Annotated in this window: 20 protein-coding genes, 1 rRNA gene and 2 riboswitches; of the genes, 13 read left to right on the top strand and 8 right to left on the bottom strand. The window is 65.2% G+C overall.

What is annotated here, in order from left to right:
* Positions 1-385: 385 nt before the first annotated feature.
* The 3 genes from JNB89_RS12970 (at position 386) to JNB89_RS12960 (ending at position 3419) form a co-directional block, all read left to right on the top strand.
* Positions 386-1213 (top strand): peptidoglycan DD-metalloendopeptidase family protein, encoded by an 828-nt coding sequence (locus JNB89_RS12970; RefSeq protein ID WP_220362424.1) that lies wholly within the window; start codon positions 386-388, stop codon positions 1211-1213.
* 200 nt (positions 1214-1413) lie between these two features.
* Complete coding sequence (locus tag JNB89_RS12965) at positions 1414-2061, top strand: septal ring lytic transglycosylase RlpA family protein (protein WP_220362423.1); 648 nt, start codon at positions 1414-1416, stop codon at positions 2059-2061.
* A gap of 533 nt (positions 2062-2594) precedes the next feature.
* Positions 2595-3419, top strand: coding sequence for an alpha/beta fold hydrolase (locus tag JNB89_RS12960; protein WP_220362422.1), 825 nt, complete (start codon positions 2595-2597; stop codon positions 3417-3419).
* On the opposite strand, the gene JNB89_RS12955 is transcribed toward JNB89_RS12960, so the two are convergent.
* Together JNB89_RS12955 and JNB89_RS12950 are read right to left on the bottom strand one after the other, a co-directional pair.
* On the bottom strand, positions 3346-4323 hold the full coding sequence (locus tag JNB89_RS12955; protein ID WP_220362421.1) for a LysR family transcriptional regulator: 978 nt from the start codon (positions 4321-4323) through the stop codon (positions 3346-3348). The genes JNB89_RS12960 and JNB89_RS12955 overlap by 74 nt on opposite strands.
* A 103-nt stretch (positions 4324-4426) precedes the next feature.
* A complete protein-coding gene (locus JNB89_RS12950) occupies positions 4427-5617 on the bottom strand; it encodes an MFS transporter (protein WP_220362420.1) in 1191 nt (396 codons plus the stop codon).
* Between the two features lie 174 nt (positions 5618-5791).
* On the opposite strand from JNB89_RS12950, the gene JNB89_RS12945 reads away from it, so the two are divergent.
* Positions 5792-6754: a GlxA family transcriptional regulator gene (locus JNB89_RS12945; protein WP_220362419.1), complete on the top strand. Its 963-nt coding sequence runs from the start codon at positions 5792-5794 to the stop codon at positions 6752-6754.
* On the opposite strand, the gene JNB89_RS12940 is transcribed toward JNB89_RS12945, so the two are convergent.
* Positions 6739-7572, bottom strand: a complete 834-nt coding sequence (locus JNB89_RS12940; protein ID WP_220362418.1) for a class I SAM-dependent methyltransferase — start codon at positions 7570-7572, stop codon at positions 6739-6741. The two genes, JNB89_RS12945 and JNB89_RS12940, sit on opposite strands and share 16 nt — an antisense overlap.
* Positions 7573-8486: 914 nt before the next feature.
* Between JNB89_RS12940 and JNB89_RS12935 the strand changes: the two genes are divergently transcribed.
* The 4 genes from JNB89_RS12935 (at position 8487) to JNB89_RS12920 (ending at position 13963) form a co-directional block, all read left to right on the top strand.
* The gene (locus JNB89_RS12935) at positions 8487-9224 is read left to right on the top strand and encodes a response regulator transcription factor (protein WP_135895685.1); all 738 of its coding nucleotides are present in this window, start codon (positions 8487-8489) and stop codon (positions 9222-9224) included.
* Positions 9221-10708: a FecR domain-containing protein gene (locus JNB89_RS12930; protein WP_220362417.1), complete on the top strand. Its 1488-nt coding sequence runs from the start codon at positions 9221-9223 to the stop codon at positions 10706-10708. Before JNB89_RS12935 ends, JNB89_RS12930 begins: the two co-directional genes overlap by 4 nt.
* Before the next feature lie 81 nt (positions 10709-10789).
* Positions 10790-13303 carry a CHASE2 domain-containing protein gene (locus JNB89_RS12925; RefSeq protein ID WP_220362416.1) on the top strand — a complete coding sequence of 838 codons (2514 nt, stop codon included), beginning with the start codon at positions 10790-10792 and terminating at the stop codon, positions 13301-13303.
* Between the two features lie 45 nt (positions 13304-13348).
* Positions 13349-13963, top strand: a complete 615-nt coding sequence (locus tag JNB89_RS12920; protein ID WP_220362415.1) for a DUF4136 domain-containing protein — start codon at positions 13349-13351, stop codon at positions 13961-13963.
* Between the two features lie 48 nt (positions 13964-14011).
* Here JNB89_RS12920 and bluB read toward each other — a convergent pair whose 3' ends face one another.
* Genes bluB through cobA form a run of 5 tightly spaced genes read right to left on the bottom strand, consistent with a single transcriptional unit; the run spans position 14012 to position 17798 of the window.
* The gene (bluB, locus tag JNB89_RS12915) at positions 14012-14659 is read right to left on the bottom strand and encodes a 5,6-dimethylbenzimidazole synthase (RefSeq protein ID WP_013343272.1); all 648 of its coding nucleotides are present in this window, start codon (positions 14657-14659) and stop codon (positions 14012-14014) included.
* Positions 14643-15941 carry a cobyrinate a,c-diamide synthase gene (locus JNB89_RS12910; RefSeq protein WP_220362414.1) on the bottom strand — a complete coding sequence of 433 codons (1299 nt, stop codon included), beginning with the start codon at positions 15939-15941 and terminating at the stop codon, positions 14643-14645. Before JNB89_RS12910 ends, bluB begins: the two co-directional genes overlap by 17 nt.
* 2 nt (positions 15942-15943) lie before the next feature.
* Positions 15944-16546, bottom strand: coding sequence for a cob(I)yrinic acid a,c-diamide adenosyltransferase (gene cobO / locus JNB89_RS12905; protein ID WP_013343274.1), 603 nt, complete (start codon positions 16544-16546; stop codon positions 15944-15946).
* The gene (locus JNB89_RS12900; protein ID WP_220362550.1) at positions 16543-17034 is read right to left on the bottom strand and encodes a cobalamin biosynthesis protein; all 492 of its coding nucleotides are present in this window, start codon (positions 17032-17034) and stop codon (positions 16543-16545) included. Before JNB89_RS12900 ends, cobO begins: the two co-directional genes overlap by 4 nt.
* Positions 17034-17798 carry a uroporphyrinogen-III C-methyltransferase gene (gene cobA, locus JNB89_RS12895; protein WP_220362551.1) on the bottom strand — a complete coding sequence of 255 codons (765 nt, stop codon included), beginning with the start codon at positions 17796-17798 and terminating at the stop codon, positions 17034-17036. The genes JNB89_RS12900 and cobA overlap by 1 nt, the downstream gene beginning before the upstream one ends.
* Positions 17799-18058: 260 nt before the next feature.
* Positions 18059-18300, bottom strand: a riboswitch (cobalamin riboswitch).
* Positions 18301-18369: 69 nt separating this feature from the next.
* Positions 18370-18650: riboswitch (cobalamin riboswitch) on the top strand.
* A 167-nt stretch (positions 18651-18817) separates the two neighbouring features.
* Between cobA and cobW the strand changes: the two genes are divergently transcribed.
* The 5 genes from cobW to JNB89_RS12870 all read left to right on the top strand — a co-directional run.
* The gene (gene cobW, locus JNB89_RS12890; RefSeq protein ID WP_276572772.1) at positions 18818-19909 is read left to right on the top strand and encodes a cobalamin biosynthesis protein CobW; all 1092 of its coding nucleotides are present in this window, start codon (positions 18818-18820) and stop codon (positions 19907-19909) included.
* A 6-nt stretch (positions 19910-19915) separates the two neighbouring features.
* A complete protein-coding gene (gene cobN / locus JNB89_RS12885) occupies positions 19916-23725 on the top strand; it encodes a cobaltochelatase subunit CobN (protein WP_220362413.1) in 3810 nt (1269 codons plus the stop codon).
* Entirely contained in the window at positions 23722-24864 is a 1143-nt protein-coding gene (locus JNB89_RS12880) for an ATP-binding protein (RefSeq protein ID WP_223216740.1), read from the top strand. The genes cobN and JNB89_RS12880 overlap by 4 nt, the downstream gene beginning before the upstream one ends.
* A 143-nt stretch (positions 24865-25007) precedes the next feature.
* Positions 25008-25556 (top strand): vWA domain-containing protein, encoded by a 549-nt coding sequence (locus JNB89_RS12875; protein WP_135895678.1) that lies wholly within the window; start codon positions 25008-25010, stop codon positions 25554-25556.
* A 616-nt stretch (positions 25557-26172) separates the two neighbouring features.
* Positions 26173-26279 (top strand): 16S ribosomal RNA (locus tag JNB89_RS12870); the annotation flags it as partial.

Below are 26279 nucleotides of genomic sequence, written 5' to 3'. Positions count from 1 at the left end.
GTCCGCCAGTCCGCCAGTCCGCCAGTCCGCCAGTCCGCCAGTCCGCCAGTGGGCCAGTGGGCCAGTGGGCCAGTGGCCCAGTGGGCCAGTGGCCCAGTGGGCAGTGGGCAGTGGGCTAGTCGGCCATTGGGCCAGCGAGCCTGCTTCCGAGCCCGCTTTTGAGCCCGCCAGCGAGGCCCGCTCGGGGGCCTGCGTGGCAGGTCCCCATAGTTGGCCTGCGAAAGAGCGGATCGATGCCTTGCATCGGTCCGCTTGCACCGATCGATCGAGGCGCGAACGGCGCAATCGGCGCGAAGGTGCCGTGGCGCCGATTGCATCTGCGTCATACAAGAAGTGCGAGCGTGCTGCTGCCGCTCGGCAAGAATCCGATCTTTTCAGAGTACTAATGAAAATCAGTTTGTCCCGATGTGCCCAGCCGCTCGTCACGATGCTGCTTGTGATGTCATTGTCCAGCCCGCTGAGCGCCTGTGCACTGCACTCGCCGGGCGCTGCGTCGAGCGAGGCGCCGGCGAGCGAACCGCTCGATCCAATCGCGGCTCTGGCAAACGGCAGCGCACTGGCGGCACGGGGTGAAGCGACGGTGCCGTCGGGATTTTATCGAGTGAATCCGGGCGATACGTTGACGGCGGTTGCGCGCGACTTTGGCCGCGACGTGTCGGCGATTGCGCGGTGGAATCATCTTCCCGCAGACGCCGGGTTGCGGCCTGGACAGATATTGCGCGTCGCGCCGCCTCCCGCGAATGCCGCAGGCAACCCGGCTGCAAGCAATGCACGTGCGCCGGCAGCCGCGGACACGCGTGCCGACAAGCGCGCCGATGCGGCGTCGGGCACGACGCGCGAGACCAAGGCAAGGCTCATGTGGCCCGTCAGCGGCGCGGTGCAACAGCCGTTCATTGCCGGCAAGACCAAAGGCGTGACACTCGCCGCACTCGCGGACGAGCAGGTGAAAGCCGCGGCGAACGGCAAGGTCGTCTATGCGGGCAGCGGCATTCCCGGCTATGGCCGGCTCGTCATCGTCAAGCACGACTCGCATTTGTTGACCGCGTACGGCAACAACCGCGCGCTGCTCGTCAAGGAAGGCACGCTCGTCAAGAAAGGCCAGGCGATTGCGGATCCCGCGACGGACGCTAGCGGCGACGCGTCCATGCGTTTCGAAGTGCGCCGGGACGGCAAGGCCGTCGATCCGCTTCCTTATCTTCCCACGCGCCGTTAGGCGGAGGTTGGTGTCCGCGCGGTGGTGCGTGTTGCTGCACGTGGATCCCTTTGGGCGCATGTGAGTGCCTGTGGCTGCCGGTTGCTGCCGCTTACTGTGCCCGTTGCCGCCTCTTCCCCTTTATCCCCGGACCACAAAAAACCAAACCCGCCGCGACGCGCCGTGATGTCCCCGCAGCGCGACGCGCGCAACGACCGCTTATGAACCTTTATCCTTGCAGCCGTCCCAGAAGCTGTCTTTCATTGACGCTTGCATCGCTGGGCGCCGCGCTCGCGCTCACCGGCTGCGTCGCAGCGGGCGTGAACACAAGTCCGTCAGACGCCGGGCAAACTGGCATGCAGATGCTGCAAGGCGCGTCACGCTATGCGTTGCAGCACGATGGGACCAACGAGGCAGACAACTCCTCCGACACGCAGCTTCCATCGGCTGCCGAGCCTCACGTGCCTGCGCAGCCCGCGAACGACGAGTCGCCCGTCGTGCCGGCCTGTGCGTGCGGCAAAGGCTTCCGCCAGACGGGCCTCGCTTCGTGGTACGGCAAGATCTTCCAGGGCCGCCGCACCGCAAGCGGCGAGCGCTACGACATGCACGCATTGACGGCAGCACATCGCACGTTGCCGTTAGGCGCTTGTGTGCGTGTCACGTCGCTCGCGCGCATGCGTTCCGTCGTAGTCCGTATCAATGACCGCGGGCCGTTTGTGCGCGGACGCATTATCGATCTGTCGTATGCCGCCGCCGAAGCACTGGGCGTTCGCGGGGCGGGCAGTGCTCAGGTCAGGCTTGAGCACATCGCGCCGGTGCGCGGTGCGGACGGCGTGCGTCGATGCATGGACCTATCGGCCTCGGCATGAAGGACTTGCCACGGAATACGCGCGGGTTTCATCGCGCTTACGCGCGCGTTACATGGCGCCACGCTGGTTCGCGAAGACGCAGCGCGGACTGTAACAAATCATCGCGTGTGTAAAACGCAGGCGTTTCGCAGCTTCCGGCCGTCACTTTTTTAAGGCCGCATGCAGCAGTGCTATGGAGCGGGACGCGCCCGGGGCTTCGCGTAAGAACTACCGCAGGCGCCGTTACAAACGCACTTATTTCATCTTGAGGAAGCTTTTCGGAGCAGTTATTTTTGCTCCACTCGTGTGGGCAGCCCCCGCGAGCGTGTGGTGTTTTTTGAAGCGGCGTCGTCCCCGCAAGGGAACGATGCCGTTCTTTTATGCGCGCTCGGGCGCTGGCAACTCGACCGCGGGTCGATTCGATAGCGTCGTGATCGACGGTATCAACGCGAGCGCGGCTTATCAGTTGCCGCCGCCAAATCCACAATGTGCTCACGGTTGCGGGGCGAGCCCGGACCGCTTGACTTACTAGGCGCATTGGCAAGGAGCACGGCATGGATATTCAAACGAGGGCAACAACGGTTCACGTCAGCAACGAGGGCAGCGGCGAACCGGCGCTGGTGTTTCTGCACTATTGGGGCGGATCGTCGCGCACGTGGAGCCCGGTGGTAAGCGAACTGGCGAGCGCGTATAAAGGCGTGGCCGTCGATCATCGCGGATGGGGCCTTTCAAAGGCGCCGCAACAAGGCTACGCAATCGCGGACATGGCGGACGACGCGCAGGATGTCATCGAAACGCTGCGGCTTTCGCACTACGTTCTGGTTGGTCATTCGATGGGCGGCAAGGTGGCACAGCTGCTTGCCTCGCGCCGGCCGCAAGGACTGGCGGGCGTGGTGCTCGTGGCGCCGTCGCCGCCGTCGCCGACTCTTCTTCCGGACGAGCAGCGCGCCGCCATGGTCACTGCTTACGAGTCGCGCGAATCCGTCGCATGGGTGCTCGACAACGTGCTGACCGCGAGCCCGCTCGACGAGCGGCTGCGCGAGCAGGTGATCGCCGACAGCTTGCGCGGTGCGCGCGAGGCGAAGGCCGCGTGGCCCAACGCCGCCATGCGCGAGGACATCACGCACGAGGTTGGCTCGATTGACGTTCCGGTACTCATGGTGGGTGGCGAACGGGACCAGGTTGATCCGGTGGAGACCTTGCAGCGAGAAGTGCTGCCGCGCATTGCCGGCGCACGTCTAACCGTGTTGCCGGGAACGGGGCATCTGTCTCCGCTCGAAGCGCCGTCGGCGCTTGCAACGATCATCAGGCAGTTTCTCGGCGAATTGCCCGCGTTGCGCCTGGCGAGCGGCGCACCCGGCCGCGCGGCGACTGTCTGAAGCGATCCCACGGCGGCTCGTCGCCGAAGGCACCGGCGAGGTAGTCGAGGAGATGCCGCACTTTCAGCGGCAGGTGACGCGCGCTCGGATACACCGCCTGAATCGTCAACTCCGACGCTTGGTATTGCGGCAGCAGTTCCACCAGCTTTCCGCGGGCGATCTGCTCGCCAAACACGAAGGTCGGTCCGTACACGATGCCCGCGCCGGCAAGCGCCGCGGCAAGCAGCATCTGCGTGTTGTTGGCGGCGAGCCGGCTGGGTCCGTCGATCACGTGCGGGCGTCGTTCGCTATCGAAGAGTGTCCAGTCGTCGACCGACACGGCCTCGCTGAACGTGAGCCGCGGCGCGTTTCGCAGGTCTTCGGGACTGCGCGGCACGCCGTGGCGCTCGAGATACGCCGGCGCCGCGCACACGACCATCCGGCACGGCGCCAGCCGCCGCGCGACGAGCGCGGAGTCGGGCAAGCGCCCGATGCGTACCGCTACGTCGACCCCGCTTTCCACCAGGTCGACGTAACGGTCGGAGAGCGACACTTCGACTCTCACGTGCGGGCACTGCTCCATATACCCCGCGAGCACGTCGCCCAGGTGCATGGCGCCGAACGTGACCGGCGCGGCCACTCTGAGCACGCCGCGCGCGGTTCCGTGCGCGTCGCTGGCTTCGCGGCTGGCTTCGTCGTAGGCCTCGAGAATCCGCTTGCATCGCTCGTAATACGTTTGGCCGACGTCGGTCAGACTCAGGCGGCGCGTGCTGCGCTGAAGCAGCCTCGCGCCCAACTGGGCTTCGATGGTGCTGACGTACTTGCCTGCCATGGCGGCGGACAGACCAAAGCGGCGCGCAGCCGCCGCGAAACTGCCTTCGTCGACGGCGGCGACGAATACTGCAATGCCAGTCAGGCGGTCCATTCGTTCCTCGATTCGATAGCGCGGTGATCCGCTGCCTGGCGGCGTGCAAGAAAGCGGAGCACCGCGATTATCGACCGAAACGGCGAGCGCTGCGACGCCCGATTCACGCAGGCTCGGTCTCGCGCTCGACCGCGGCACGCGGCGCCATGCGCGGACCCTCGATGCGCCGATGTGCGGCCTCGGCAAGCACCAGCGCCAGCGCGATCAGCGCGGCTGCCACGACGCTCAGATAGCGCGCGCCTATCGACTGCAGCACCGCGCCGCCCAACACGCCGGAGCAGGCGAGCCCCATGTAGGTGGCCGTGCTGTTGAGCGCGAGCAGCAAGGGGGCGACTTGCGGCGACAACTGTACGAGCCGGTGCTGCTGCGGAACAATCAGGCCCCAGCCGCAGATGCCCCACACCGTGAGCGCAATTGCCGCGCTGACAACACGAGCCGACGCCCACGGCAGCACGCAGAAGTTGACGGCGGCCACGCCCAGCATCGCGTTGATGATGTGCCGGCTGCGCAGCCTGTCGACGAGCCGCCCCGCCCACAGGTTGCCCGCCGTCGCAGCCACGCCCCACATCAGGAACAGGCCGGCGAGAATGCGCTCGTCGCCGTGGGTCACACGCTCGAGCACGACGCCTGCATACGTGTAGACCATCAGGAAGCCGCCGAATGCAAACAGCGAGGTGAGCAACGTGAGGGCGATGCGCAGGTCGCCAACCGGCGCGAGCCGCTCGCGCAACGTGATGGAGCGGGGCTGGGCCACGGAGGGCAGCATCGTCCATACGCCGATCATCGCGACGAGTCCGAGCAGCGTGACGAACCACAGTGTGGTTCTCCAACCGCCGAATCCGCCGATGAACGTGCCGATAGGCGAGCCGAGCGCGGTGGCGCCGGTCAGGCCCGCCGTCACCGTGGCGAGCGCGCGGCCGCGTCTTTCCGGCGTGGCGAGCACGGAGGCCACCCCCAACGCGGTCGGAGAAAAGAGCGCCGCGCCGAAGCCGGCCAGCGCTCGCGCGAAGAGAACCCACGGCAGTTCGGTGGCGAGCGCGCTGATCGCATTGCCGAGCACGAAAATGCCCAGCGCGGCGACCAGCAGGAGCTTGCGCGGCCACGCGCCGGCGACGGCTGCCATGACCGGCGCGCCCACCGCATAGGTCAATGCATAAAACGTCACCATCAGGCCGGCCGCGCTGACCGAGCTATGCAGCGATGCCGCGACGTTCGGCAGAATGCCGGCCACGACGAAGTTGTCCGTGCCCATGGCAAACATGCCCAGTGCCAGTACCAGTAATCGACGGTCCATGTGAAGGTTCTCTGTCCAGCCAGTTGAGTTTTGCTGCAAGGCAGCCGCCGTTGCGGTGTCGCCTCGGTCCGGCGCGTGCGCTTGCAACGCAGGGGATGGCAAAAGCATAGCGTTCGTTGACTATGTCTCAAATGTCATATATACCTGCAATTCAGGACATGGCTGGAGTCGCGCGTGCACAGAATCGGTTTCGTCGTATTTCCAAACTTTTATCTGATGGGCTTTGCGGCGGTCACCGCGTTCGAGGTCGCCAACGGCGTGCTCGAAGAGCCTGCATATGAAGTGACGCTGCTTTCGGAGAACGGCGGGCTGGTGCTGTCGTCGGCCGGGATTCGCGTCGAGACCCAGCCTTTCAGCGACGCCACCTACGACACGGTGATGTTCGGCTCGGGCGTGGACATCGACCTGAGTTCGGCCACGCTCACCGAATTCGTCAGGCGTGCGCTCGAAACCTCGCGGCGCATCGCGGCGCCGTGCACGGGCGCGTTTGTCCTCGCGGAGGCGGGCGCGCTAGACGGCCGGCGCGCCACCACGCATTGGCGCTTCGCCAATGATCTGCAGCGCCGGTTCCCGAAGATCGCGGTGGAGGAGGACCAGATTTTCATCGTCGACGGACCGATCTGGACGTCCGCGGGCATGACGGCCACCATCGACATGGCGCTTGCAATGATCGAGAAAGACCACGGACAGGACGTGTCGCGTACAGTGGCGCGCAAGCTCGTCGTGTATCACCGGCGCGCGGGCGGGCAGTCGCAGTTCTCGACCTTGCTCGACCTCGATCCGAAGTCCGACCGGATTCAGAAAGCCATCGACTACGCGAACGCCAATTTGCGCAAGGCACTGAGCGTCGAGGAGCTTGCGGGCGTCGCCGGTTTGAGCCCGCGCCAGTTCAGCCGCGCGTTCAGCGCCGAAACGGGGCAGTCGCCCGCGAAAGCCGTCGAGCACTTGCGGGTGGAAGCGGCGCGACTGATGCTGGAGAAAGGCCGCCTCTCGCTGGATGTGATCGCCGACCAAGTGGGCTTTGCCGACCGCGAGCGGATGCGACGCGCGTTCCTGCGCGCGACCGGGCAGCCGCCTCAGGCGGTGCGTCGTCTGAGCCGGGAAACGCGCGGCGCGTCGGCTCAGCGCGAGGCGTGATCGCGCGCAACGGCAATCACGTGCGCCTGGATCTTGCCGTCCAGTGCTTCGCTGCCAAAGCGCTGTGCGAGTGCGTTGCCGGCTGCCGTGGTTGCTTCCTCCAGGCTCGCGCCGGCACGTGCCTCGATCTCATTGCGCAACGGCGTGCCTTGGCAATAGGCGAGCGCGACCTCGCGTGCCGATGCGGCGCGGCTACGCGCGGCAATCGTCTCAAAGGAAGGCGGCGCGCTGAAGCCCGCATCCGCGAGATCGCGCGCAATGACTTGCCGGTCGAAATATCCGTGCGGCGTGCGCGCCATGAAACGGGGCGGGTCCGACGGAAAAAGGCCGGCAAGCGCCGTGGTGACGGTATCGGCAAACTCGTTTTCCTCGATCCGGTCCCACACGTTGAAGAGCAGCATGCCGCCTTGCCGCAGCACGCGCCTCGCTTCGGCGAACGCCCGCGGCTTGTCCGGAAAGAACATGGCGCCGAACTGGCAGACGACCACGTCGAAACTGGCGTCGTCGAACGGCAGGCTGGCTGCATCGGCGAGCTGCCAGGTGACCGGTCGGGCGGTGCCGGTTGCCGCGGCACGGTCGAGCATCGGCTGATTCAGGTCGGTCGCGACAATCTCCGTGTCGGCGGGCAAGACGAGCGCCATCGCGCGGGTCACGGCGCCGGTGCCGGCGGCGGTTTCCAGCACGCGCGACGGCGCGCGGGCCGCGACGCGTTTCGCCAGATCGGCGGCGTAGATCGCGAAGATCATCGGAACGAGCTGGCTTTCGTAGAGTTCCGGAATCGAGCCGGCGAAGCGAGTGTCGGTGCCAGAGCTGTTCATCGCGCCTCCTTGTGGGTGTCATGAAAAGCTTAGGCGCCGCCACGCCGGCTGAACAATCCGGGTCTGCGACAGGCACGGACGTGAGGCATGGCGCGAGGCCATGCGCGTGAAAGCAAGCTTAGCCGCTTCCGCCACGCGAGGGCAGGCCGATTTGACAAAGCTTAAACGATTTATTTTGAGACAGTTCCTATACTGACTCCCGAAATGTCAAATCGCTGTTTCGGATTTCCGCGGCGGCGTGAAATAGAAAGGCGGCGGGGCCAGCACCGCGCGAGTGAGACCACCTGATCCAAAAACACGGCCGGATGCGCAGACATACCGGGCTGCGCAACCCGGGAGACAAACGAAAAGCTTCCCACAGAAGGCGCACAGAGCGCACCAGCCGCCGGACCAAGCCAGGCCGGCAAAAAAGCAGCGCAGGCAGCATGAATGCAGCACAAATGCAGTCGAACAGGTCAAATGCGGGAATCTGTAGAAAACCTGTCGGCAACATGCAGCCAACTGCGGGCTCATTGCATAAGCATAAAAACGCAGGTCGACAGAACAAAAGCGGCGCGTAATAGAAAAGAGGCCGCGAGAAAAGACGCCATGGCGACGCGGTTCAAAGGAATCCGGCAGAAACAGCCGTTTTTTCGATTATGATTACCGCCGATTTGATATTCACCGCTCCGGAATCAAAATGCGCGCTATTTTTGAGACGGAGTGGCAAGAGTGTGTACGGGGCGCGAGGCGAAGGACCATAAGTCGAAAGAAAGTCGAAGAAACTTCGAACTGTAGATGAGTGGAAGGCCGGATCCCCCGGTGCCTGGAGCACCGGCATCCCGGCCAGTCCGCCGGTTTCACGACAGCGCATCACGGCTGCCGGTGCGACCGGTCCGCCAGTCAGAAACGATAAAGTCGCGTTGCGGGGTTTTATGAGAATTGCAGTCCTTGATGACGATTCGGCGCAGGCCGATCTTGTATGTCAAACGCTGTCGGCGGCCGGCCATGTCTGTCACGCATATGGAGAAGGCCGCGAACTGGTGCGGCAGTTGCGGCGCCAGACCTTCGACCTGCTGGTGCTCGACTGGAACGTTCCGGACATGTCGGGCGAAGAAGTCCTGCGCTGGGTGCGCGAAAGCCTGTCGGAACGCCTGCCGGTTCTGTTCATGACGAGCCGCGGCCAGGAAAGCGACATCACGTCCATATTGAATACGGGCGCCGACGACTACGTCGTCAAGCCAGTCTCCGCTGCGGTGCTGCTGGCGCGGGTCGGTTCGTTGCTGCGGCGCGCCTATCATCTGAAACCGCCGTCCGCGAAGGAAACCTTCGGCGAGTTCGAGTTCGACCTGCATGCGAAGCACGTGGTGGTCCGCGGCACGAAGGTGGCGGTGACGCAGAAGGAGTTCGAGCTCGCGTTGCTGCTGTTCCAGCATCTGAGCCGGCCGCTCTCGCGCGCGCATATTCTCGACGTGATCTGGAAGCAGGCGACCGACATCCCGTCGCGCACCATGGACACGCACGTCTCGATGCTGCGCAGCAAGCTCGGCTTGCGCCCGGAGCACGGCTATCGCCTCACGCCGATTTACGGCTATGGCTACCGGCTCGAGCGGCTCGAATCTGCCGGCGAGGCAGCAGCCATCAGCGGGCGCTCCGAAGCGGGGCAGGCGTGACGTTTGCCGCCGACGCAGCCCTGGCAACCCGCGGCAGTGGTAGTTCGGCAAGCCGCCGCGCGGCTGCACGGCTGACAGCGGCCGGCATGCTCGCCATGGCCTGCTTCGCGCCGGCCGTGGCGCACGCGCAGTCTGCCGGCGCGAGCACGCCGAAGCAGCGCGCCAAAGCTGCGCCGCCCGCGTATGTCTCCTACGTGACGCGTGAAGGCGACACACTCTACGAAATCGCGAGCCGCTATCTGAGCGATAGCGGCGACTGGACGGTACTGAGCCGCCTCAATCGCGTGCCGGCGCCGCGCCGCATGCACGCCGGCGTGGCGCTGCGCCTGCCGGCTGACAGACTGAAACAGGAACCGGAGACGGCGCGCGTCATCGCGACGAGCGGGCCGGCCGAGCGGGCATTCGGCAAGAGTCCCTACGTGCCGCTTGCGACGGGCGCGACGCTCGGCGAAGGCGACCGCATCCGCACGGGACCGAACGGTTTTGTCACGCTCGCGCTGTCCGACGGCTCGCATGTGACGATGACCGAAGACGCCATGCTCGACATCGGCAAGCTGCGGCATACCACGTTGACGGGCGCAGGGGACCGGCAACTGGCGTTGCACCGCGGGCGAGTCGAAAGCGAGGTCACGCACGCGACCAAACCGGACGATCGCTTCGAGATCCGCTCGCCGTCGGTGGTTGCGGGCGTGCGCGGCACGCATTTCCGCGTGGCTTACGACGGCGACATCCAGGCCACCGTGGTCGAGGTGCTCGACGGCGCGGTCGGCGTCGATCCGGCCGCGGCCCGCGCGTCTGCGCCCGGCGTGCCGTTGCAGGCATCCGCGCAACTGCTGGCGGCGCGCTTTGGCAGTGTCACGCGGGCCGACGGCGCGCCTGGCGACGCGGTGCCCCTGCTCGACGCGCCCACGCTCGCGCAGCCGTCGCGGGTTCAGGACGGCAAAACCGTTGTCTTCGATCTGATCCCGCCGCCCGACGGCGCGAGCACCGGCACGGCGAGCGCGGTCGCGGCCTACCGCGTGCAGATTTCGCGCGACGCGGACCAGCTCGACCTGATCCGCGACCTGCGCGTGAGCGGGCTGCATGCCGAGTTTGTCGACCTCGCGGACGGCACGTATTTCGTGCGCATTGCCGCCATCGGCCGGAACGGACTCGAAGGACTGCCGCGCGTGTATGGCTTCGAGCGCCGCCAGTTCGGCCTCGCGGCGTCGGCCGCGCCGCGTACCGGCAGCCATGACTATGAGTTCCGCTGGTTCGTGAACCGCGCGCCCGCTTCGGGGCAGACGCGCTTTCGTTTCGTCATGGCGGCGACGCCGGATCTGCGTTATCCGCTTGTCGATCGCGCGGATCTGACAGGCGGCCAACTAGTGGTGAGCGATCTGCCGCCGGGCGTCTACTACTGGACGGTCGTGGCCGAGCAGTTCGACAATGGCCGCTTTTATCAGACGAGCAGCGCGGTTCGCTCGTTCACGCTCGCGCGCTGACGCTGGCAGCTTCGCGAGGCCGCAGCCGATCCGCTTTCGAACTTCCCCGCTCACACGCCCTTAGAGACCTACGGCCAAGCCTTGTCGAACACACCTACGCGCCTGAGCCTCGACCCGCGCGCCCGTCTCGGACGGCGCGCAGGCAGGCGCTTTCTGATCGAATGGGTGGCCATCGGCTGCCTGGGCATTACGGTGATCCTGTTCGGCTCCGTCGGGCGCATGAGCGCGAGCGTCGATCATCTGATGTACGACCGCTTGCTGATGTGGCGCGCGCAGCCGGTGCTGCCAGACATCGTCGTGCTGGAGATCGACAACGAAAGCATTGCGCAGCTTGGCCGCTGGCCCTGGCCGCGCAGCGTTCACGCAAGCCTGCTCGAGCAGCTCGCTAAAGCGAGGCCGGCTACGGTTGTTTATGACGTGCTGTTCACCGAACCCGGTCGCGACGATGCGAGCTTCGCCCGCGCCGTCGCGCTGAGTCCGACCTATCTGCCGGTGCTTCTCATCAACGACGGGCGCGGCGGGCGGCATGCCGTCGTCGAACCGGTGGCGCCGCTCGCGCAGGCTGCGGCCGGCCTTGGCCACATCAATCTCGAAGTGGACAGCGACGGGATCGTGCGCAGCGTCGCGCAATACGAAGGTGACGCCGACGCACGCTGGCCGCAACTGATGGTGACCGTCGCGGGGGCGGCGCGGCCGGGCAGGCTTGCATTGAATTCCGCAAGCACCGGCAGCCCCGCCTTCACCCGCCAGCCGAACCCCAGCACCGCCGGCGAAGGCCGTTTCATGATCCCGTTCAGCCGCAACTCGCAAAGCTATACAAAGCTGAGTTTCGCCAGCGTTCTTGCGGGCGATGTCCCGGTGGAAAAGCTGCGCGGGCGCATCGTCGTGGTCGGCGTGACGGCGTCCGGTCTGTACGACCGCTTCGCGACGCCCGTCTCCGGCGAGTTGGGGCCGCTGCCGGGCGTTTATATTCATGCGAACGTGCTCGATACGCTGCTCACCGGCCGCGAAGTCCTGCCCGCCGCGCGGTGGTTGCTCTCCGGTGTATCGCTCGCGCCGCTCGCCGCGCTGCTGGCGGGCTTTCTGGTGCTGTCGCCGCGCCGGTCGTTGCTGCTGACAGGCGCCCTGTGCCTGCTCGCGATGGCCGCCAGCGCGATCTTGCTGTACGGCGCGCGGCTATGGCTCTCGCCGGTGCCCGCGATCATCGGCGTGGTGGTCGTCTATCCGATCTGGAACTGGCGCCGCCTCGAAATGACGATGGCCTATCTGCGCAAGGAATTGCAGCGCCTTGCCAACGAACCGCACCTGCTGCCGCAGACGCCGCAGCGCCGCCGCGAATTCGGCGGCGACGTGCTGGAGCAGCACATGGCGCTGATGGCGCAGGCCGCGCAACGCGTGCAGGACATGAAGCGATTCATGTGGGACAGCCTGAACAGCGTGCCCGAGCCGATTCTGGTGAGCGACGTGCGCGGCATCGTGCTGATCGCCAATCATGCCGCGAAGGCACATTTCACCCGGCTCGGCGCGCCCATGCCCGAAGGACGCGCGATGCATGCGGTGCTCGGCGGGCTGACGCTCGTAAAGGCGATCGACAGCGGCGCCGCGTCCGACGCCGACAACACTCTGTTCGCGCGCGCCCATTGGCCGGCGCTGCTCGATCCCGCGCGCAGCGAGTTTGCCGGGCTGATGGCGCAAGGCGTCGAAGTGCGCGACGCGAACGAGCGCGATCATCTGTTGCGTTACGCGAACTGCACCAATGCGCAGGGCGAGACCACCGGCTGGATCGCCGGCCTCGTCGACGTGTCCGCGCTGCATGCGGCCGAGCGTCAGCGCGAAGACGCGTTGCGGCTGCTGTCGCATGACATGCGCTCACCGCAGGCGTCGATTCTCGCGCTGGTGGAAATGGAGCGCGCCCGCGAAACGCCGGCGCTCGCGCGGGGCCTGCTCGAGCGCATCGAACGTTACGCGCAACGCGCGCTGACGCTCGCCGACGACTTCGTGCAGCTCGCGCGTGCCGAATCGCAAACCTACATGCTGGAGCCGGTGAATCTCGCCGAGATCGTCATCGACGCGAGCGACGAAGTCTGGCCGCAGGCGCATGCCAAGCGCATCACGCTGGATAGCGGAACGCACAGCGAGGGCGATGTTGACGAAGCCGCCGGCGGCGGCTACTGGATCTGCGCCGACCGCTCGCTGATGACGCGCGCGCTCGTCAACGTTCTGAACAATGCGGTCAAATACAGTCCGCCCGACACACGCATCACCTGCGAGCTTTCGTATGTGAAGCCGGCACCCGCGGCGGCGGGCCGTGTCTCGTGCACGATCCGCGACGAAGGCTATGGCATTCCCGAGGAACAGCAGGCGGGTCTCTTCGAGCGCTTCAGGCGCTTTCACGAAACCGAGCGGCCCGAAGTGGGCGGAGCGGGGTTGGGCATGGCTTTCATCAAGACCGTCGTGACCCGTCACGGCGGCGAAGTGTCAGTAACCAGCGCGCCCGGGCGCGGCACGGCGGTGACAATCAGCCTGCCGCTTCTCGACGACGAACCATCGGCCCTGCCGGCGAACCCTGTTGACGACGCGCGAGCGCGCAACTGATCGAAGCGAGGAACGAATAGTGAAAGCGGTGAACGGGATGACGCGATGAAGAGGATGAACGGGATGAAAGCGGTGCTTGTCTGCGCGGCGCTGGCGGCCGTGAGCCTCGCCGGTTGCACCGGTCTGCACGCGGATGTGCATACCGCTACGCCCGCAAGCGCATTGCCGGGCGAGCGCACCTATAGCTTCGCGAGCATGCCGACGCAGGGTGAGGGCAGCGCTCACGCGCAATTCGAAACCGCTGTGCGCGACGAACTGGCGAAGCAGGGGTTCGCGGAAACAGCCGGGCGTTCTGCGCATTACCTGCTTTCCGTCGGCTACGAAACGCGGCCCGCTAAAATCGGCGTGGGCCGTAGCGATTGCACGGCAGACGATTGCGGCCGGCCAGACGGCGCGCCGTTCGCGCTGTTCGGCGCACGGCTCTATCGGCATACGCTCACGCTGCGCTTTTTCGAGCGGGAAAACGGACGCGAGGTGTACAAGGTCAGCGCGGCGAGCACGGATCGCGATGCCGATCCGCTGCGAGCGGCGCCTGCGCTCGCCACAAGCGCGCTGGCCCGGTTTCCGTTCGGCGCGCCGGCAGACTGGCGCGTCAAACTGCGCATGAATGAAGCGCGCGGCGTACCCGACGTAGTCTCGGTCAAGCCGCTCGACAGGTGAGGTTGCAATCGCAAGCTTGCAATCGCGCTCAGCAGCACTTAGCCGCGCTCAGCGCGATTGCGGCCAAAAGTTTTCGAACACGCAGTCGGCAAGCGGCATGCGTTCGGCCCAGCGCTCCGCTTGCAGCATCGGCTCGCTGTAGAACTGCTCGACGTGACCGAGACACAGTATCGCGACCGGCCGCGCGCCTCGCGGCATATGCAGCAGGTCGCGCACCGCGTCGACGTCGAAGAGCGACACCCATCCCATGCCGAGACCTTCCGCGCGCGCTGCGAGCCACATGTTCTGGATCGCGCAGGCCACTGACGCCAGATCCATCTCCGGCAATGTGCGGCGACCGAATATGTGCCGCTCGCGGCCGTCCATCAGCGCCATCACCAGCAGTTCGCCGCATTCCAGCATGCCTTCCACTTTCAGCTTCATGAACTCGTCGCGGCGTTTGCCGAGCGCATCGGCAGTGGCAAGCCGTTCGCTTTCGACGATCTCGTGCAGCGCCGTGCGCAACGCCGGGTCCGTGATGCGGGCGATCCGCCACGGCTGCATGAAGCCGACGCTCGGCGCGTGGTGCGCGGCGTCGAGAAGGCGCTGCAACGCTGCGGCGTCGACAGGATCGCGCACGAAGTGGCGCATGTCGCGGCGTTCGTGAATCGCGCGATAGACCGCTTCGCGGTCGGCGTCGTTAAAAGGCTTCGCCATTGAAGAGAGCGGCCGCGAAGGCCGGGTTGGAGGGCCAGTAGGCGTGCATGTACGTCGCGACAATCGAGCCGACGCGATAGAGCGCCTCGCCCGGAGCGTCGCCCTGGGGCCGCGTGGCGCAGCGCAGCGGCACGAGCGCGGTGCTGATCTTCGAGTAGTGAAACGTATGGCCGGTCATCGGGCCATGCAGACTGTCGATCTGCTGCATGCCAAGCGCTGTGAAGCGCGTTTGCATCGTTGCGCGGCCGGGAACGAGGCCGAGCATCGGCGTGCTCACGCCTTGTGTGTCGGTGAGCTGGTCGAGCAGATAGAGCATGCCGCCGCATTCGGCGACGAGCGGCTTGCCGGCCGCCGCGTGGGCGCGCACGGCGGCGGCGCTGCGGACATTGCCGGCCAGCGCCGCCGCATGCAGTTCGGGGTAGCCGCCCGGCAGATACAGCGCGTCGGTGTCCGCCGGCAAGCTCTCATCGGCGAGCGGCGAGAAGTAGTGCACGCGTGCGCCGAGTGCTTGGAGCAAGGCGACGTTGGCCGGATAGATGAACGAGAAAGCGGCGTCGCGCGCAATGGCGATCTTGCGGCCTTGCAGAAGGCGCGGCAGCACGGGCGGCGTCGGCGCGCCGAATTCCACGGCGGGCGGCAACGCGGCTAGCTCGGTGTGGGCGAGCGCATCAGCGGCGCGCTCGAGGCGCGCGTCGAGATCGTCGATTTCGTCGGCCTGATGCAGACCGAGGTGGCGATCGGGCAGTTCTATCTCGCTGTCCGCCGCAATGTGCCCGCACCAGCGCAGCCCCGGCGGCAACGCCTCCTGCAGCATCTGCGCATGACGCGCCGAACCGACGCGGTTGGCGAGCACGCCGTGAAACGGCACCTGCGGCCGGAAATGCGCGAGCCCGAAGGCCACTGCGCCGAAGGTTTGCGCCATTGCCTTCGCGGAGATCACGGCGAGTACCGGCACGCCGAATTCGGTGGCGAGATCGGCGCTGCTCGGCGTGCCGTCGAACAGGCCCATCACGCCTTCTATCAGGATCAGGTCGGCTTCGGCCGCCGCTTCGGCAAGCAACTGCCGGCAGGCGTTCTGCCCGACCATCCACAGATCGAGCGACAGCACCGGCGAGCCGCTCGCGCGCGCGAGAATCATCGGATCGAGAAAGTCAGGGCCGGTCTTGAAGACCCGCACGCGCCGCCCGAGCCGCCGATGGTAGCGCGCGAGACCCGCGGTGATCGTGGTCTTGCCCTGACCCGACGCGGGCGCGCTGATAAAAAGCGCGGGGCACGCGGACACGTTCAGAACTCCACGCCGCGTTGCGCCTTCACACCTTGCTCGCGGTACGGGTGCTTGACGATGCGCATTTCGGTGACGAGGTCGGCGGCTTCGATAAGCGCATCCGGCGCATGGCGGCCGGTCACGACCACATGCAGCATCGCAGGACGCGCGTTGATGACGGCGAGCACTTCGTCGAGCGGCAGGTACTCGTATTTGAGCACGGTGTTCAACTCGTCGAGGATCACCATTTGATAGTCGCCGCTTTCTATCATCCGGCGCGCTTCGTCCCAGCCTTTGCGCGCGGTGGCCATGTCGGCCTCGCGGTTTTGCGTGTTCCAGGTGTAGCCGTCGCCCATCGTGACAAAGTCGCAGTTGGCAATCGCGCCGAGAAAATCGCGCTCCGACGTGTGCAATGCGCCCTTGATGAACTGCACGACGCCAAGGCGCATGCCGTGGCCGAGCACGCGCACGGCCATGCCGAACGCGGCGGTGGTCTTGCCTTTGCCGGTGCCCGTGTTGACGATCAGAAGACCTTTTTCGACGGTTGCGTTGGCCTGTTTCTTTTCGTGACCTTCGCGCCGGCGTTCGGTCATGCGTTGATGCGATTCGGGATCGGTCTTCATGGAAGGTCCTGTTGATTGAGGGTAGCGCTGTGTGCTTGCGTGCGTTGCACCGCGGCAATCGCCACGGTCACGCGAGCGCAAACAGTCTTGCCGACGATGAGCTGCGCGACGCGTGCGGCGGGTGCTGGCGACGCTGGCGACGCATCATGCGCCGCGCTGCTAACGCAAAGATTCTGCCGCGCCGCATGCAAGGCCCCGAGCAGCGCGCAAGGTTCGCACACGCCGTCCACTGCGGCATGTTCGCGCGCGGCCACAGATGGGTGCGTCACGCGAATCGCGGCAATCTGCTCGCGCGAGAACAGTTGCAGCGGCAACCCGTGACGCGCGCAGAATTCGAGCAAGCCCGCTTCGTCAGCTTTGGTTTCTATCGAAGCCACGGTCGCGATGTCTTCGATTGCATGCGGGCCGAGCGCGGCACGCACGGCGTTTTCGATTTCGTCCGCCGACGCATGCAGGCGGCAGCCGATGCCCATGCTAAGCGTTTTCATCATGCATCCGGCAACGAGGGCGCCTGTGGCGCAACGGCGGCGCAGGCACGTTCAAGCGCGAGCGAAGCCACGCCGCCGATCACCACGATAGCCGGCGAGCCCAGTCCCGCGCGCGCGACGGCATCGGCGAAATCGCCCAGCGTTGCAAGCGCATGCCGCTGTTCGGGACGCGTTGCCGATTCGATCGCCGCGCACGGCGTGTCGGCACCCATGCCTGCCGCGAGCAATGCGGCGACGATATCGCTAAGCCGCCGCATGCCCATGTAGATCACGAGCGTCATGCGCGTGGCGGCGAGCGCGGCCCAATCCGGCTCGCTCGTGCCCGCTCCGTGTCCGGTCACGAACACCACGCCTTGCGCATGATCGCGGTGCGTTACGGGAATGCCGAGCGCAGCGGGCGCCGCTATTCCGGCCGTAATTCCGCTGATGATTTCCACTTCGATACCGGCGGCGTGCAACGCCTGCTGTTCTTCGCCGCCTCGGCCGAACACGAACGGATCGCCGCCCTTCAGTCGCGCGACGCTGCGCCCGGCTTTGAGGTGTTCCAGCATTTGCGTGACGATGCCTGCTTGTGGCGTGGACGGGTGGCCGCCGCGTTTGCCGACATGCACGATGGTCGCGCTCTCCCGCGCGAATTGCAGCACGTCCGGGTTCACCAGGTCGTCGACGAGGATCACGTCGGCTTGTGCGAGGGCGCGCGTGGCCTTGAGCGTCATCAGTTCGACGTCGCCGGGACCTGCGCCGATAAGCCAGGCGCGCGTCATCGCGGCTCGCGAACCGTGCGCGGCACGGTCGGCACGCTTGCCGCCCGCGCACCCGGAGTGGTACGGCAGTGCGCGAACGGACGCAATGGATTGGAGATCGAAGTCATTCAAAGCTGTGCATGCACGCACGTTGGCGAACCGGGCTTGCGCGTTGGCTCACCCATTGGCTCACCCATTGGCTCATCCAGCGTGCTTTCGCGCCTTCATCTCCGTCCCTCGCGGAGTCAGGCAGGCGGCGGCGTATGCCCGACATCGGCAGGGGGCCGCCTCCACGTCTGGCCGGTATCCGGGCTGGCGGCCTCACGCGTTTGCCTTCCCGCCCGCATTCGTTCGAATGGATCGGACAGTGGCTTTGAAACGCATGCGCGGCGCAATGAAAATTCGCGCCGCAGGTCGCTTACCGTTGCGGGGACAGCACAGGTTAAGCGCAAGCGCGCTGCCTGTTTCCCGTTTAACTGCACACGCGAACGCATGTGCGGGCACCAAACGCGCGCATACGATAGCACACGAAAAGCCGCTCCGGCACGCGCGCCCGGCTTGCGTTTTCTTGACGTCGCAAAGCTCGGGGCCTACACTCGCACGCACTTCTGGTGCTCGCGTGCGCGCTCGTGCGCATGCAGTTAAACGGGAAACAGGGCGCCCGCCTGGCATGGAGCGGGCCAACCTGTGCTGCCCCCGCAACGGTAAGCGAAAAGCAGCGTCATGCTGGTTTGCATGGCGCCGCAGAGCCGGCTTCGATGTCCCCGCGCAAGGCCGCGTGGGCATATCACCACTGGGCGAGAAATCACTCGTCCGGGAAGGGGAAGCGGCGCTTTCGCCAGCCCGGATACCGGCCGGAACACGAAGGGCGAACGCCGCGGGGATGCGGCGCTGCGCTCATGACCTCATACCCGTTTTCTGCGTGTTTCCAGTTGTAGCGGCAGGCCGTCGTTCGTCCCCGTGTTTCGCAATGCCACGTCGTGCGCAACGGCGCGCGATCATGCCGGCCAGCCATGCAACTCTCACGGATGGACCTCACGATGCAAACTCAGATGCGCAAGATTCCTGTCACCATCGTCACGGGCTTTCTCGGCAGCGGCAAGACCACGCTGTTGCGGCACATTCTTCAGCATGCGGGCGGCAAGCGCATCGCGGTGATCGTCAACGAGTTCGGCGAACTCGGCATCGACGGTGAAATCCTCAAGGGTTGCGGCATTGGCTGCGACGAAAACGGCGTCGAAACCGAAGGCCAATTGTATGAACTGGCGAACGGTTGCCTGTGCTGCACGGTCCAGGAAGAATTCTTTCCGGTAATGGAGAAGCTCGTCGAGCGTCGCGAGCAGATCGACCACGTGCTGATCGAAACCTCCGGCCTCGCGTTGCCCAAGCCGCTCGTGCAGGCGTTCAACTGGCCGCAGATCAAAAGCAGTTTCACCGTGGATGCAGTGATTACCGTGGTGGACGGCCCGGCTGCCGCGAGCGGCCAGTTCGCCGAAAATCCGCTTGCCGTGGACGCGCAACGCAAGGCTGATCCGAATCTCGATCATGAGTCGCCGCTGCACGAGTTGTTCGAAGACCAGTTGTCCGCGGCTGATCTGGTGATCCTGAACAAGACCGATCTGCTCGACGAAGCCGGCCAGCACAAAGTGGAAGCCGTGATTCGCGAAGAAATTCCGCCGCAAGTGAAGATCGTGCGCGCGCAGAACGGGCAACTCGATCTGCACACGTTGTTCGGGCTCGAGGCGGCATCCGAAGAAACGATCCACCTGCGCCACGATCACCACGGGTCGGCGCAAGACGCCGATCATCACCATGACGAATTCGATTCGGTGGTCGTGCAAGCGAGCGTGCCTTCGCGCGAAGCGGCGCTTGCCGCGTTGCAGGCACTCGTCGAAACCAACACGATTTACCGCGTGAAGGGCTTTGCCGCGTTGCCCGGTGCGCCGATGCGGCTCGTCATTCAGGGCGTGGGGCGGCGCTTCGACAGCTACTTCGATCGACGCTGGCAGACCGGCGAAGCTGGCGAGAGCCGCTTCGTGCTGATCGGCGAAGACCTCGAGCAGGCCGCGCTGCAACGCGCTTTCGACGCGGCACTCGGCGCGGCTTCGGGCATCGCCGGGCAACGGGCGTAGACGCATATGCATCTGCTGCGCACCACGCCGGGTGGTTTCGTCGATGACACGCAAGGCGTGATTCGCATCGATCAGCGGCCTGCGGACATTGTCGTGCTGAGTTCCGCCGATACAACCCTGTCGCTGCTTGCGAGCGTCATGGCACGTCTGGGCGAGGGTTTTCCCAGCGTGCGCCTTGCCAACGTGACCTATCTGCGGCAGCCGGCGTCGGTGGACTTTTATGTCGAAGACGTGTTGCAGCACGCGCGCGTAGTCGTGGTCGACCATCTTGGCGGCGAAGCGTACTGGCCGTATGGCATCGAGCAGGTGGTCGCGCTCGCGCAGCGCAAACAGCAGACGCTCGCAATGTTTTCCGGCGATCTTCAGGAAGACCCGAACCTGCTGGCACGCAGCACGGCGCACGCCGACTTTTGCCACCAGTTGTGGCGCTATCTGCGCGAAGGCGGGCCGCAAAATGCAGAGGCGTTCCTGCGCTGCATTGCTCATCGCGCGCTGGGTTTTGGGTCCGAACCGGCGCCGCCGCGCGCGCTGCCCGCCGCGTCGCTCTATCATCCGCAACGCGACACGCCGACCATTGCGGATTGGCAGGCGCGCTGGCAAGACGATGCGCCGGTCGCCGCAATCCTGTTCTACAAGGCGCATCTTCAGGCGGCCAACACGGCGGTGTTCGACGCGTTGATCGACGCGCTCGAAGCACGCGGCGTCAATCCGCTGCCTATTGCAATCACGTCGCTGAAAGATGCAATGAGCCGCGAAGTCGTGCAGTCGTTGTGCGCGCAACATCATGCTTCGCTCGTGCTCAATACCACGGCGTTCGCCGCATCCGCAATCGACGACCCCGAGCCGCTCGCGCTCGCAGGCGACGCGCCGGTGCTCCAGGTGATTCTGAGCGGCGGCAATCGCGACGACTGGCAAAAGGACAACCAGGGCCTCAATTCGCGCGACATTGCGATGCATATCGCGCTGCCCGAAGTGGACGGCCGCATCATCACGCGCGCGATCAGTTTCAAGGGGCTTGCCTATCGCTGTCCGCATACGGAAGTCGACGTCGTCCGCTATCAGCCGGACCTCGAGCGCGTGAGTTTTCTGGCTGAGCTGAGCCGCCGCTGGTGCCGTCTACGGTCGCTCGACAACGCGGACAAGAAGCTTGCGCTGATTCTTGCCAACTATCCGATGAGCGAAGGACGTATCGGCAATGGCGTTGGACTCGATACGCCCGCTTCGGTGGTCGGCATTCTGTCGATGCTGCGCGACGAAGGTTATCGCATAACGGAAATCCCGGCGGACGGCGACGCGCTGCTCAAGAAGCTCACCGAAGGCGTGACGAACGACCCGGTGGTGCGCGATTTGCGGCCCGCTTTGCAAAGCCTCGCGCTTACCGACTACCTCGCGCATTTCAACGCGCTGCCCAAAGAGACGCGCGATGCGCTGAACGCGCGCTGGGGCCCGCCGGAGCTCGACCCGACCGTGCGGCGCGGCCGTTTCATGATTGCCGGCTGGCGCTGCGGCCATGTGTTCGTCGGGATTCAGCCGTCGCGTTCGCGCGAACAGGGCGATTACGCGAGCTATCACGACGCCGAGCTGGTCCCCCCGCATGCGTATCTCGCGTTCTATTTCTGGCTGCGTCATCAGTGGAGTATCGACGCGGTCGTGCATGTCGGCAAGCATGGCAATCTGGAATGGCTGCCGGGCAAGAGCGTCGCGTTGAGCGATACGTGCTGGCCCGATCTGATCCTCGGGCCCATGCCGCATCTGTATCCGTTTATCGTCAACGATCCCGGCGAGGGCAGTCAGGCGAAGCGTCGCGCTCAGGCCGTGATTGTGGACCACCTGATGCCGCCGCTCACGCGGGCGGAAAGCTACGGGCCGTTGCAGGATCTGGAGCGCCAGGTCGACGAATACTATGAAGCGCTGATGGTCGACCCGCGCCGCTCGAGGCTGTTGCGGCGCACGATTCTCGCGACCATTGTCGAGCACCGGCTGCATGAAGAACTGAGTCTTTCGGAGCCCGCGGGCGAGGACGACGAAGACGTGTTGCTCACGCGCGTCGACGCGTGGCTTTGCGAATTGAAAGAGGCACAGATTCGCGACGGTTTGCACACGTTCGGCCAATCGCCGCAAGGCGTGCAACGGCGCGATACGTTGCTCGCGCTGGGGCGTTTTCCCGTCGGCGACGGACAAGGCGGCAAGGCAGGGCTGATCGACGCTTTGGCGCGCGATCTGAGCATCGACCACTTCTTCGATGCGTTGTCTGTCGACTGGTCCGCGGCATGGACGGGGCCGCGTCCGGAGATTCTGCAACGCGTGAGCGATGCACCCTGGCGGCATTGCGGCGATACGCGCGAGCGTCTGGAGCTGCTCGCTGCGCAGATGCTGCTCGCCGTGTGCGGCGAGCACGACAGCGCTTCAAGCACGCTCGCCGAAGCGCAGGCGCGCCTGCCGCAAGCGCAACGCGTGCTCGAGCGTCTGCGCGACGACGTGCTGCCGCGGCTCGACGCATGCGGCACCCAGGAGATGCTGCAACTGAAGCGCGGCCTGGAAGGACGTTTCGTGCCGCCGGGGCCGAGCGGTTCGCCGTCGCGCGGCCGGCCCGATGTGCTGCCGACAGGCCGCAACTTCTATTCGGTCGACACGCGTGCCATTCCGACTCAGGCCGCGTGGTCGCTGGGCCTGAAGTCGGCTCAGCTACTGATCGAACGGCATTTGCAGGAACACGGCGATTATCCGCGCGCAATCGGCCTCTCCGTATGGGGCACGGCAACCATGCGCACGGGCGGTGACGACATTGCACAAGCAATGGCGTTGCTTGGCGTGCGGCCGAAGTGGGCGCCGGGCAGCCATCGCGTAACCGACTTCGAGATCATGCCAATCGAAGCGTTCGACAGACCGCGCATTGACGTGACGCTGCGCGTGTCCGGTTTTTTCCGCGACGCCTTTGCCAACGTGATGCATCTGTTCGATGCAGCAGTGCAGGCGGTTGCCGAACTCGACGAGCCTGCCGAGCTCAATCCGATTCGCGCGCGCGTGATGCGTGAACGCGACGCGTTGATCGCGCGCGGCATGGAGCCCGCCGAAGCGCGCAGGCGCGCCGGCTGGCGAGTCTTCAGCGCGCGTCCGGGCGCATATGGCGCCGGCTTGCAGGAGATGATCGACGCGAGGCAATGGCAGACGGACGCGGACCTCGCGAATGCGTATCAGGCGTGGGGCGGTTATGCGTACACGCAGAAAAGCGCAGGCGAAGAGGCGCGTCAGGCGTTCGGCGCACGCCTCGCCGCGATGGATGTCGTGTTGCAGAATCAGGACAACCGCGAACACGATCTGCTAGATTCAAACGACTACTATCAGTTTCAGGGCGGCATGGTCGCGGCCGTGCGGCATCTGGCGGGCAATCAACCCAACGTTTATCACGCGGATCACAGCAACCCGGCCGCGCCGCGTGTGCGCACGCTTCATGAAGAGATAGCGCGGGTGGTGCGCTCGCGTGTGGTCAATCCGAAATGGATCGACGGCGTGAAGCGCCATGGTTATAAGGGTGCCGCCGAAATGGCGGCGACCGTCGATTACCTTTACGGCTACGACGCGACTGCGCGTGTGGTGACCGATCACCAATATGCGCTGGTTGCCGATGCTTACCTGAACGACGCGCACACGCGCGAATTCCTGCAACGGCACAATCCCCATGCATTGCATGCGATCTGCGAGCGTCTCATCGAAGCGATGCAGCGCGGGTTGTGGCAAACGCCAGGCGAGTATCGCGCGCAAGTCGAAGAGCATCTGCTCGCGAGCGAACAGCAGCTTGAAGGAATGCAGAGATGAATGCAGGCACCCATGCGGGCACGAATGTGGGCACAAGCGTAGGCACGAATGCTGGCACGAATGCTGGCACAAGCGATGCGCGCTCAGGCGCGGTGCCAAGACCCGCGTTTCCGTTTGCCGCGCTGATCGGTCAAGCCGCATTGCAGCAGGCACTGCTGCTCGCGGCGATCGATCCGGGAATTGGCGGTGTGCTGGTGAGCGGGCCGCGCGGCACGGCGAAGTCCACCGCGGCGCGCGCGCTCGCTGAGTTGTTGCCGGAAGGACAACTCGTGAACCTGCCGCTTGGCGCAAGCGAGGACCGGCTGATCGGCACGCTCGACATTGAAACCGTGTTGCGCGACGGCTCCGTGCGTTTCTCGCCTGGGTTGCTCGCGAAAGCGCATCGCGGCGTGCTGTATGTGGACGAAGTCAACCTGCTGCCCGATACGCTCGTCGACGCCTTGCTGGATGCGGCCGCAAGCGGCGTAAATACTGTCGAACGCGATGGCGTATCGCACAGTCACGAGGCGAGCTTCGTGCTGATCGGCACGATGAATCCGGAAGAGGGCGAACTGCGGCCGCAACTGATCGATCGCTTCGGCCTGGTGGTGCAGTTGCACAACTGCTTTGAGCCGGGCGTGCGCGAGCAGATCGTGAAAGCGCGTCTTGCGTTCGATCTCGATCCCGCCGGTTTTCGCGCCGGTTATGCAACGCAGCAGGCGCAGTATGTGCAGCGGATTCGCGCGGCACGCGAGGCACTGCCGCGACTTTCTTTCGGCGATGCAGTGCATGCGCAAGTGAGTCGGTTGTGTATCGACGCTGCCGTCGACGGCTTGCGTGCGGACCTCGTCATGCTGCGCGCCGCGCGAGCGCTCGCTGCTTGGGAGTTGGCGGACGGGATCACCACACAACATGTCGATCGAGTTGCAGAGGCAGTGCTCGTGCATAGACGGCGTGAGCAGCGTGGATCGTCGGCAAGCGGCACAAACGCGCCGGATACGCAGCCGCTTTCGCAGTCGGATGATGTGCCGCCGGATTCGGCCGGGCCGTCGCAGGAGAGCGCAAGCGGCGGCGAAGGGGATTGGGGTTACTTGCCGCCGCAACCGGCTGCGATCCGACACGTCAAAGGCGTGATTCCACTCGATGTAAAAAAACGCTGAGCCATCGGAAGGGCGCCGCCGCTGACTCGCACAGCGGTTTTCGATGGCGGCAACAGGCGCAGGCAGCCCTACGCTCGCGCGGCAATGCGCAGGCGGATGAAAAGGTCGGCCGGCGTATTGCATGGCCGTGCACATTCGCCGCGATGGGCCAGAACGGGCGCGCCGGGCTGCGGGCGCAAGATCTGCGCTTTGTGCGCGAAATGCCGCGCCACGGCGTGCTGCATTGCTTCGTGCTGGACTGCTCCGGCTCGATGCTGGCAGAGGAGCGTCTTGCGCTGGCGAAGGGGCTGCTCATCGCGCTTTTCGACCGCGCAAGTGCAATGCGCGCGGAGGCCGCGCTGATCTGCTTCGGCGGAGCGGGCGCGGATGTGCGTTTCGGGCCCGCCGTGCCGCGCTGGTGGAACGAGCGCTGGCTCGAGCCGGTCGGCGGTGGCGGCGGTACGCCTTTCGCAGCCGGCATTCGATGCGCCGCGCAATTGCTGTCTAGCGCCGCGAAGCGCAAACCCGCACAGCAGCGCTGGCTGTGGATACTGACCGACGGCCGCACCACAGATCAGGCGGCCCGCCCCGTCCACGCGGACGAGGTCGTGTTCGTAGATTTCGAGCACGGCACGATACGCATGGGCCGCTGCGAGAAAACAGCACAGGCTTGGGGCGCGCGACGCTTTACGCCTGAAGAGCTGATTGGTTGAGCGGCGTATCGGTTTTACTTTATGCCGGTTTCGCTACTTTCATTTCGAACCCCGGTGACCCCTGCTGTACATCGTCTTACTGGTCGAACACAAAGACCTTCATTGCCATTTGCTGATCCGGTTCCAACTGATCGAACTGAAGCCCATGAGTGTTGACGGCATGCGTGCCGGTGCTGTTCCGCACATTGCGGGGCGAGCTTTCAACTACGGCTAATCCTCTGGTGGTCGGAATTATGTCGGATGACTAACTAATTTTGATGCTGCGAGAACTGCTGCGCGGCCGCACCGTTTTTCGGTTTCTCTACTTTTCGAAAATAATTGCAGAAAAGGGGTTGACGGCCCGCGGGCCGCATCGCATAATTCGCCTCCCGTTTGATGACGGACGCGAAGAAAGCAGAGCTTCTTGGCGAATGATCTTTAAAAACTAGCAGCCGATAAGTGTGGGCGCTTGATGCGCGACGCGAGCCGGGTTCTTCGGAATCTGGCGTAAAGCGAAAGTATCAAGTCTCACACAGTAATGAAAGGAAGGTTTTTCTGTCGAGAGATGGAAAGATCATTCGTCAGTACGTTGAGTGAGCGACCGGTTGGTAAAACAACCGAAAACAGTAACAGGTTTGAACTGAAGAGTTTGATCCTGGCTCAGATTGAACGCTGGCGGCATGCCTTACACATGCAAGTCGGACGGCAGCGCGGGCTTCGGCCTGGCGGCGAGTGGCGAACGGG

The sequence above is a fragment of the Paraburkholderia phenoliruptrix genome (assembly GCF_019511605.1).
In the GTDB taxonomy this organism is placed as follows: domain Bacteria; phylum Pseudomonadota; class Gammaproteobacteria; order Burkholderiales; family Burkholderiaceae; genus Paraburkholderia; species Paraburkholderia phenoliruptrix_A.
This window is presented reverse-complemented; position numbering and strand designations above follow the sequence as displayed.

What these genes read in the sequence shown, in the direction of transcription:
- cobO (WP_013343274.1), bottom strand. Translation starts at nt 16,546, where the DNA reads ATGAAGACCGATCCCGAATCGCATCAACGCATGACCGAACGCCGGCGC.
- JNB89_RS12950 (WP_220362420.1), bottom strand. Translation starts at nt 5,617, where the DNA reads ATGGACCGTCGATTACTGGTACTGGCACTGGGCATGTTTGCCATGGGC.
- JNB89_RS12880 (WP_223216740.1), top strand. Translation starts at nt 23,722, where the DNA reads ATGAATGCAGGCACCCATGCGGGCACGAATGTGGGCACAAGCGTAGGC.
- cobW (WP_276572772.1), top strand. Translation starts at nt 18,818, where the DNA reads ATGCAAACTCAGATGCGCAAGATTCCTGTCACCATCGTCACGGGCTTT.
- JNB89_RS12965 (WP_220362423.1), top strand. Translation starts at nt 1,414, where the DNA reads ATGAACCTTTATCCTTGCAGCCGTCCCAGAAGCTGTCTTTCATTGACG.
- JNB89_RS12970 (WP_220362424.1), top strand. Translation starts at nt 386, where the DNA reads ATGAAAATCAGTTTGTCCCGATGTGCCCAGCCGCTCGTCACGATGCTG.
- cobN (WP_220362413.1), top strand. Translation starts at nt 19,916, where the DNA reads ATGCATCTGCTGCGCACCACGCCGGGTGGTTTCGTCGATGACACGCAA.
- JNB89_RS12935 (WP_135895685.1), top strand. Translation starts at nt 8,487, where the DNA reads ATGAGAATTGCAGTCCTTGATGACGATTCGGCGCAGGCCGATCTTGTA.
- JNB89_RS12940 (WP_220362418.1), bottom strand. Translation starts at nt 7,572, where the DNA reads ATGAACAGCTCTGGCACCGACACTCGCTTCGCCGGCTCGATTCCGGAA.
- JNB89_RS12920 (WP_220362415.1), top strand. Translation starts at nt 13,349, where the DNA reads ATGAAGAGGATGAACGGGATGAAAGCGGTGCTTGTCTGCGCGGCGCTG.
- JNB89_RS12960 (WP_220362422.1), top strand. Translation starts at nt 2,595, where the DNA reads ATGGATATTCAAACGAGGGCAACAACGGTTCACGTCAGCAACGAGGGC.
- bluB (WP_013343272.1), bottom strand. Translation starts at nt 14,659, where the DNA reads ATGGCGAAGCCTTTTAACGACGCCGACCGCGAAGCGGTCTATCGCGCG.
- JNB89_RS12955 (WP_220362421.1), bottom strand. Translation starts at nt 4,323, where the DNA reads ATGGACCGCCTGACTGGCATTGCAGTATTCGTCGCCGCCGTCGACGAA.
- JNB89_RS12875 (WP_135895678.1), top strand. Translation starts at nt 25,008, where the DNA reads ATGGGCCAGAACGGGCGCGCCGGGCTGCGGGCGCAAGATCTGCGCTTT.
- JNB89_RS12900 (WP_220362550.1), bottom strand. Translation starts at nt 17,034, where the DNA reads ATGAAAACGCTTAGCATGGGCATCGGCTGCCGCCTGCATGCGTCGGCG.
- cobA (WP_220362551.1), bottom strand. Translation starts at nt 17,798, where the DNA reads ATGACGCGCGCCTGGCTTATCGGCGCAGGTCCCGGCGACGTCGAACTG.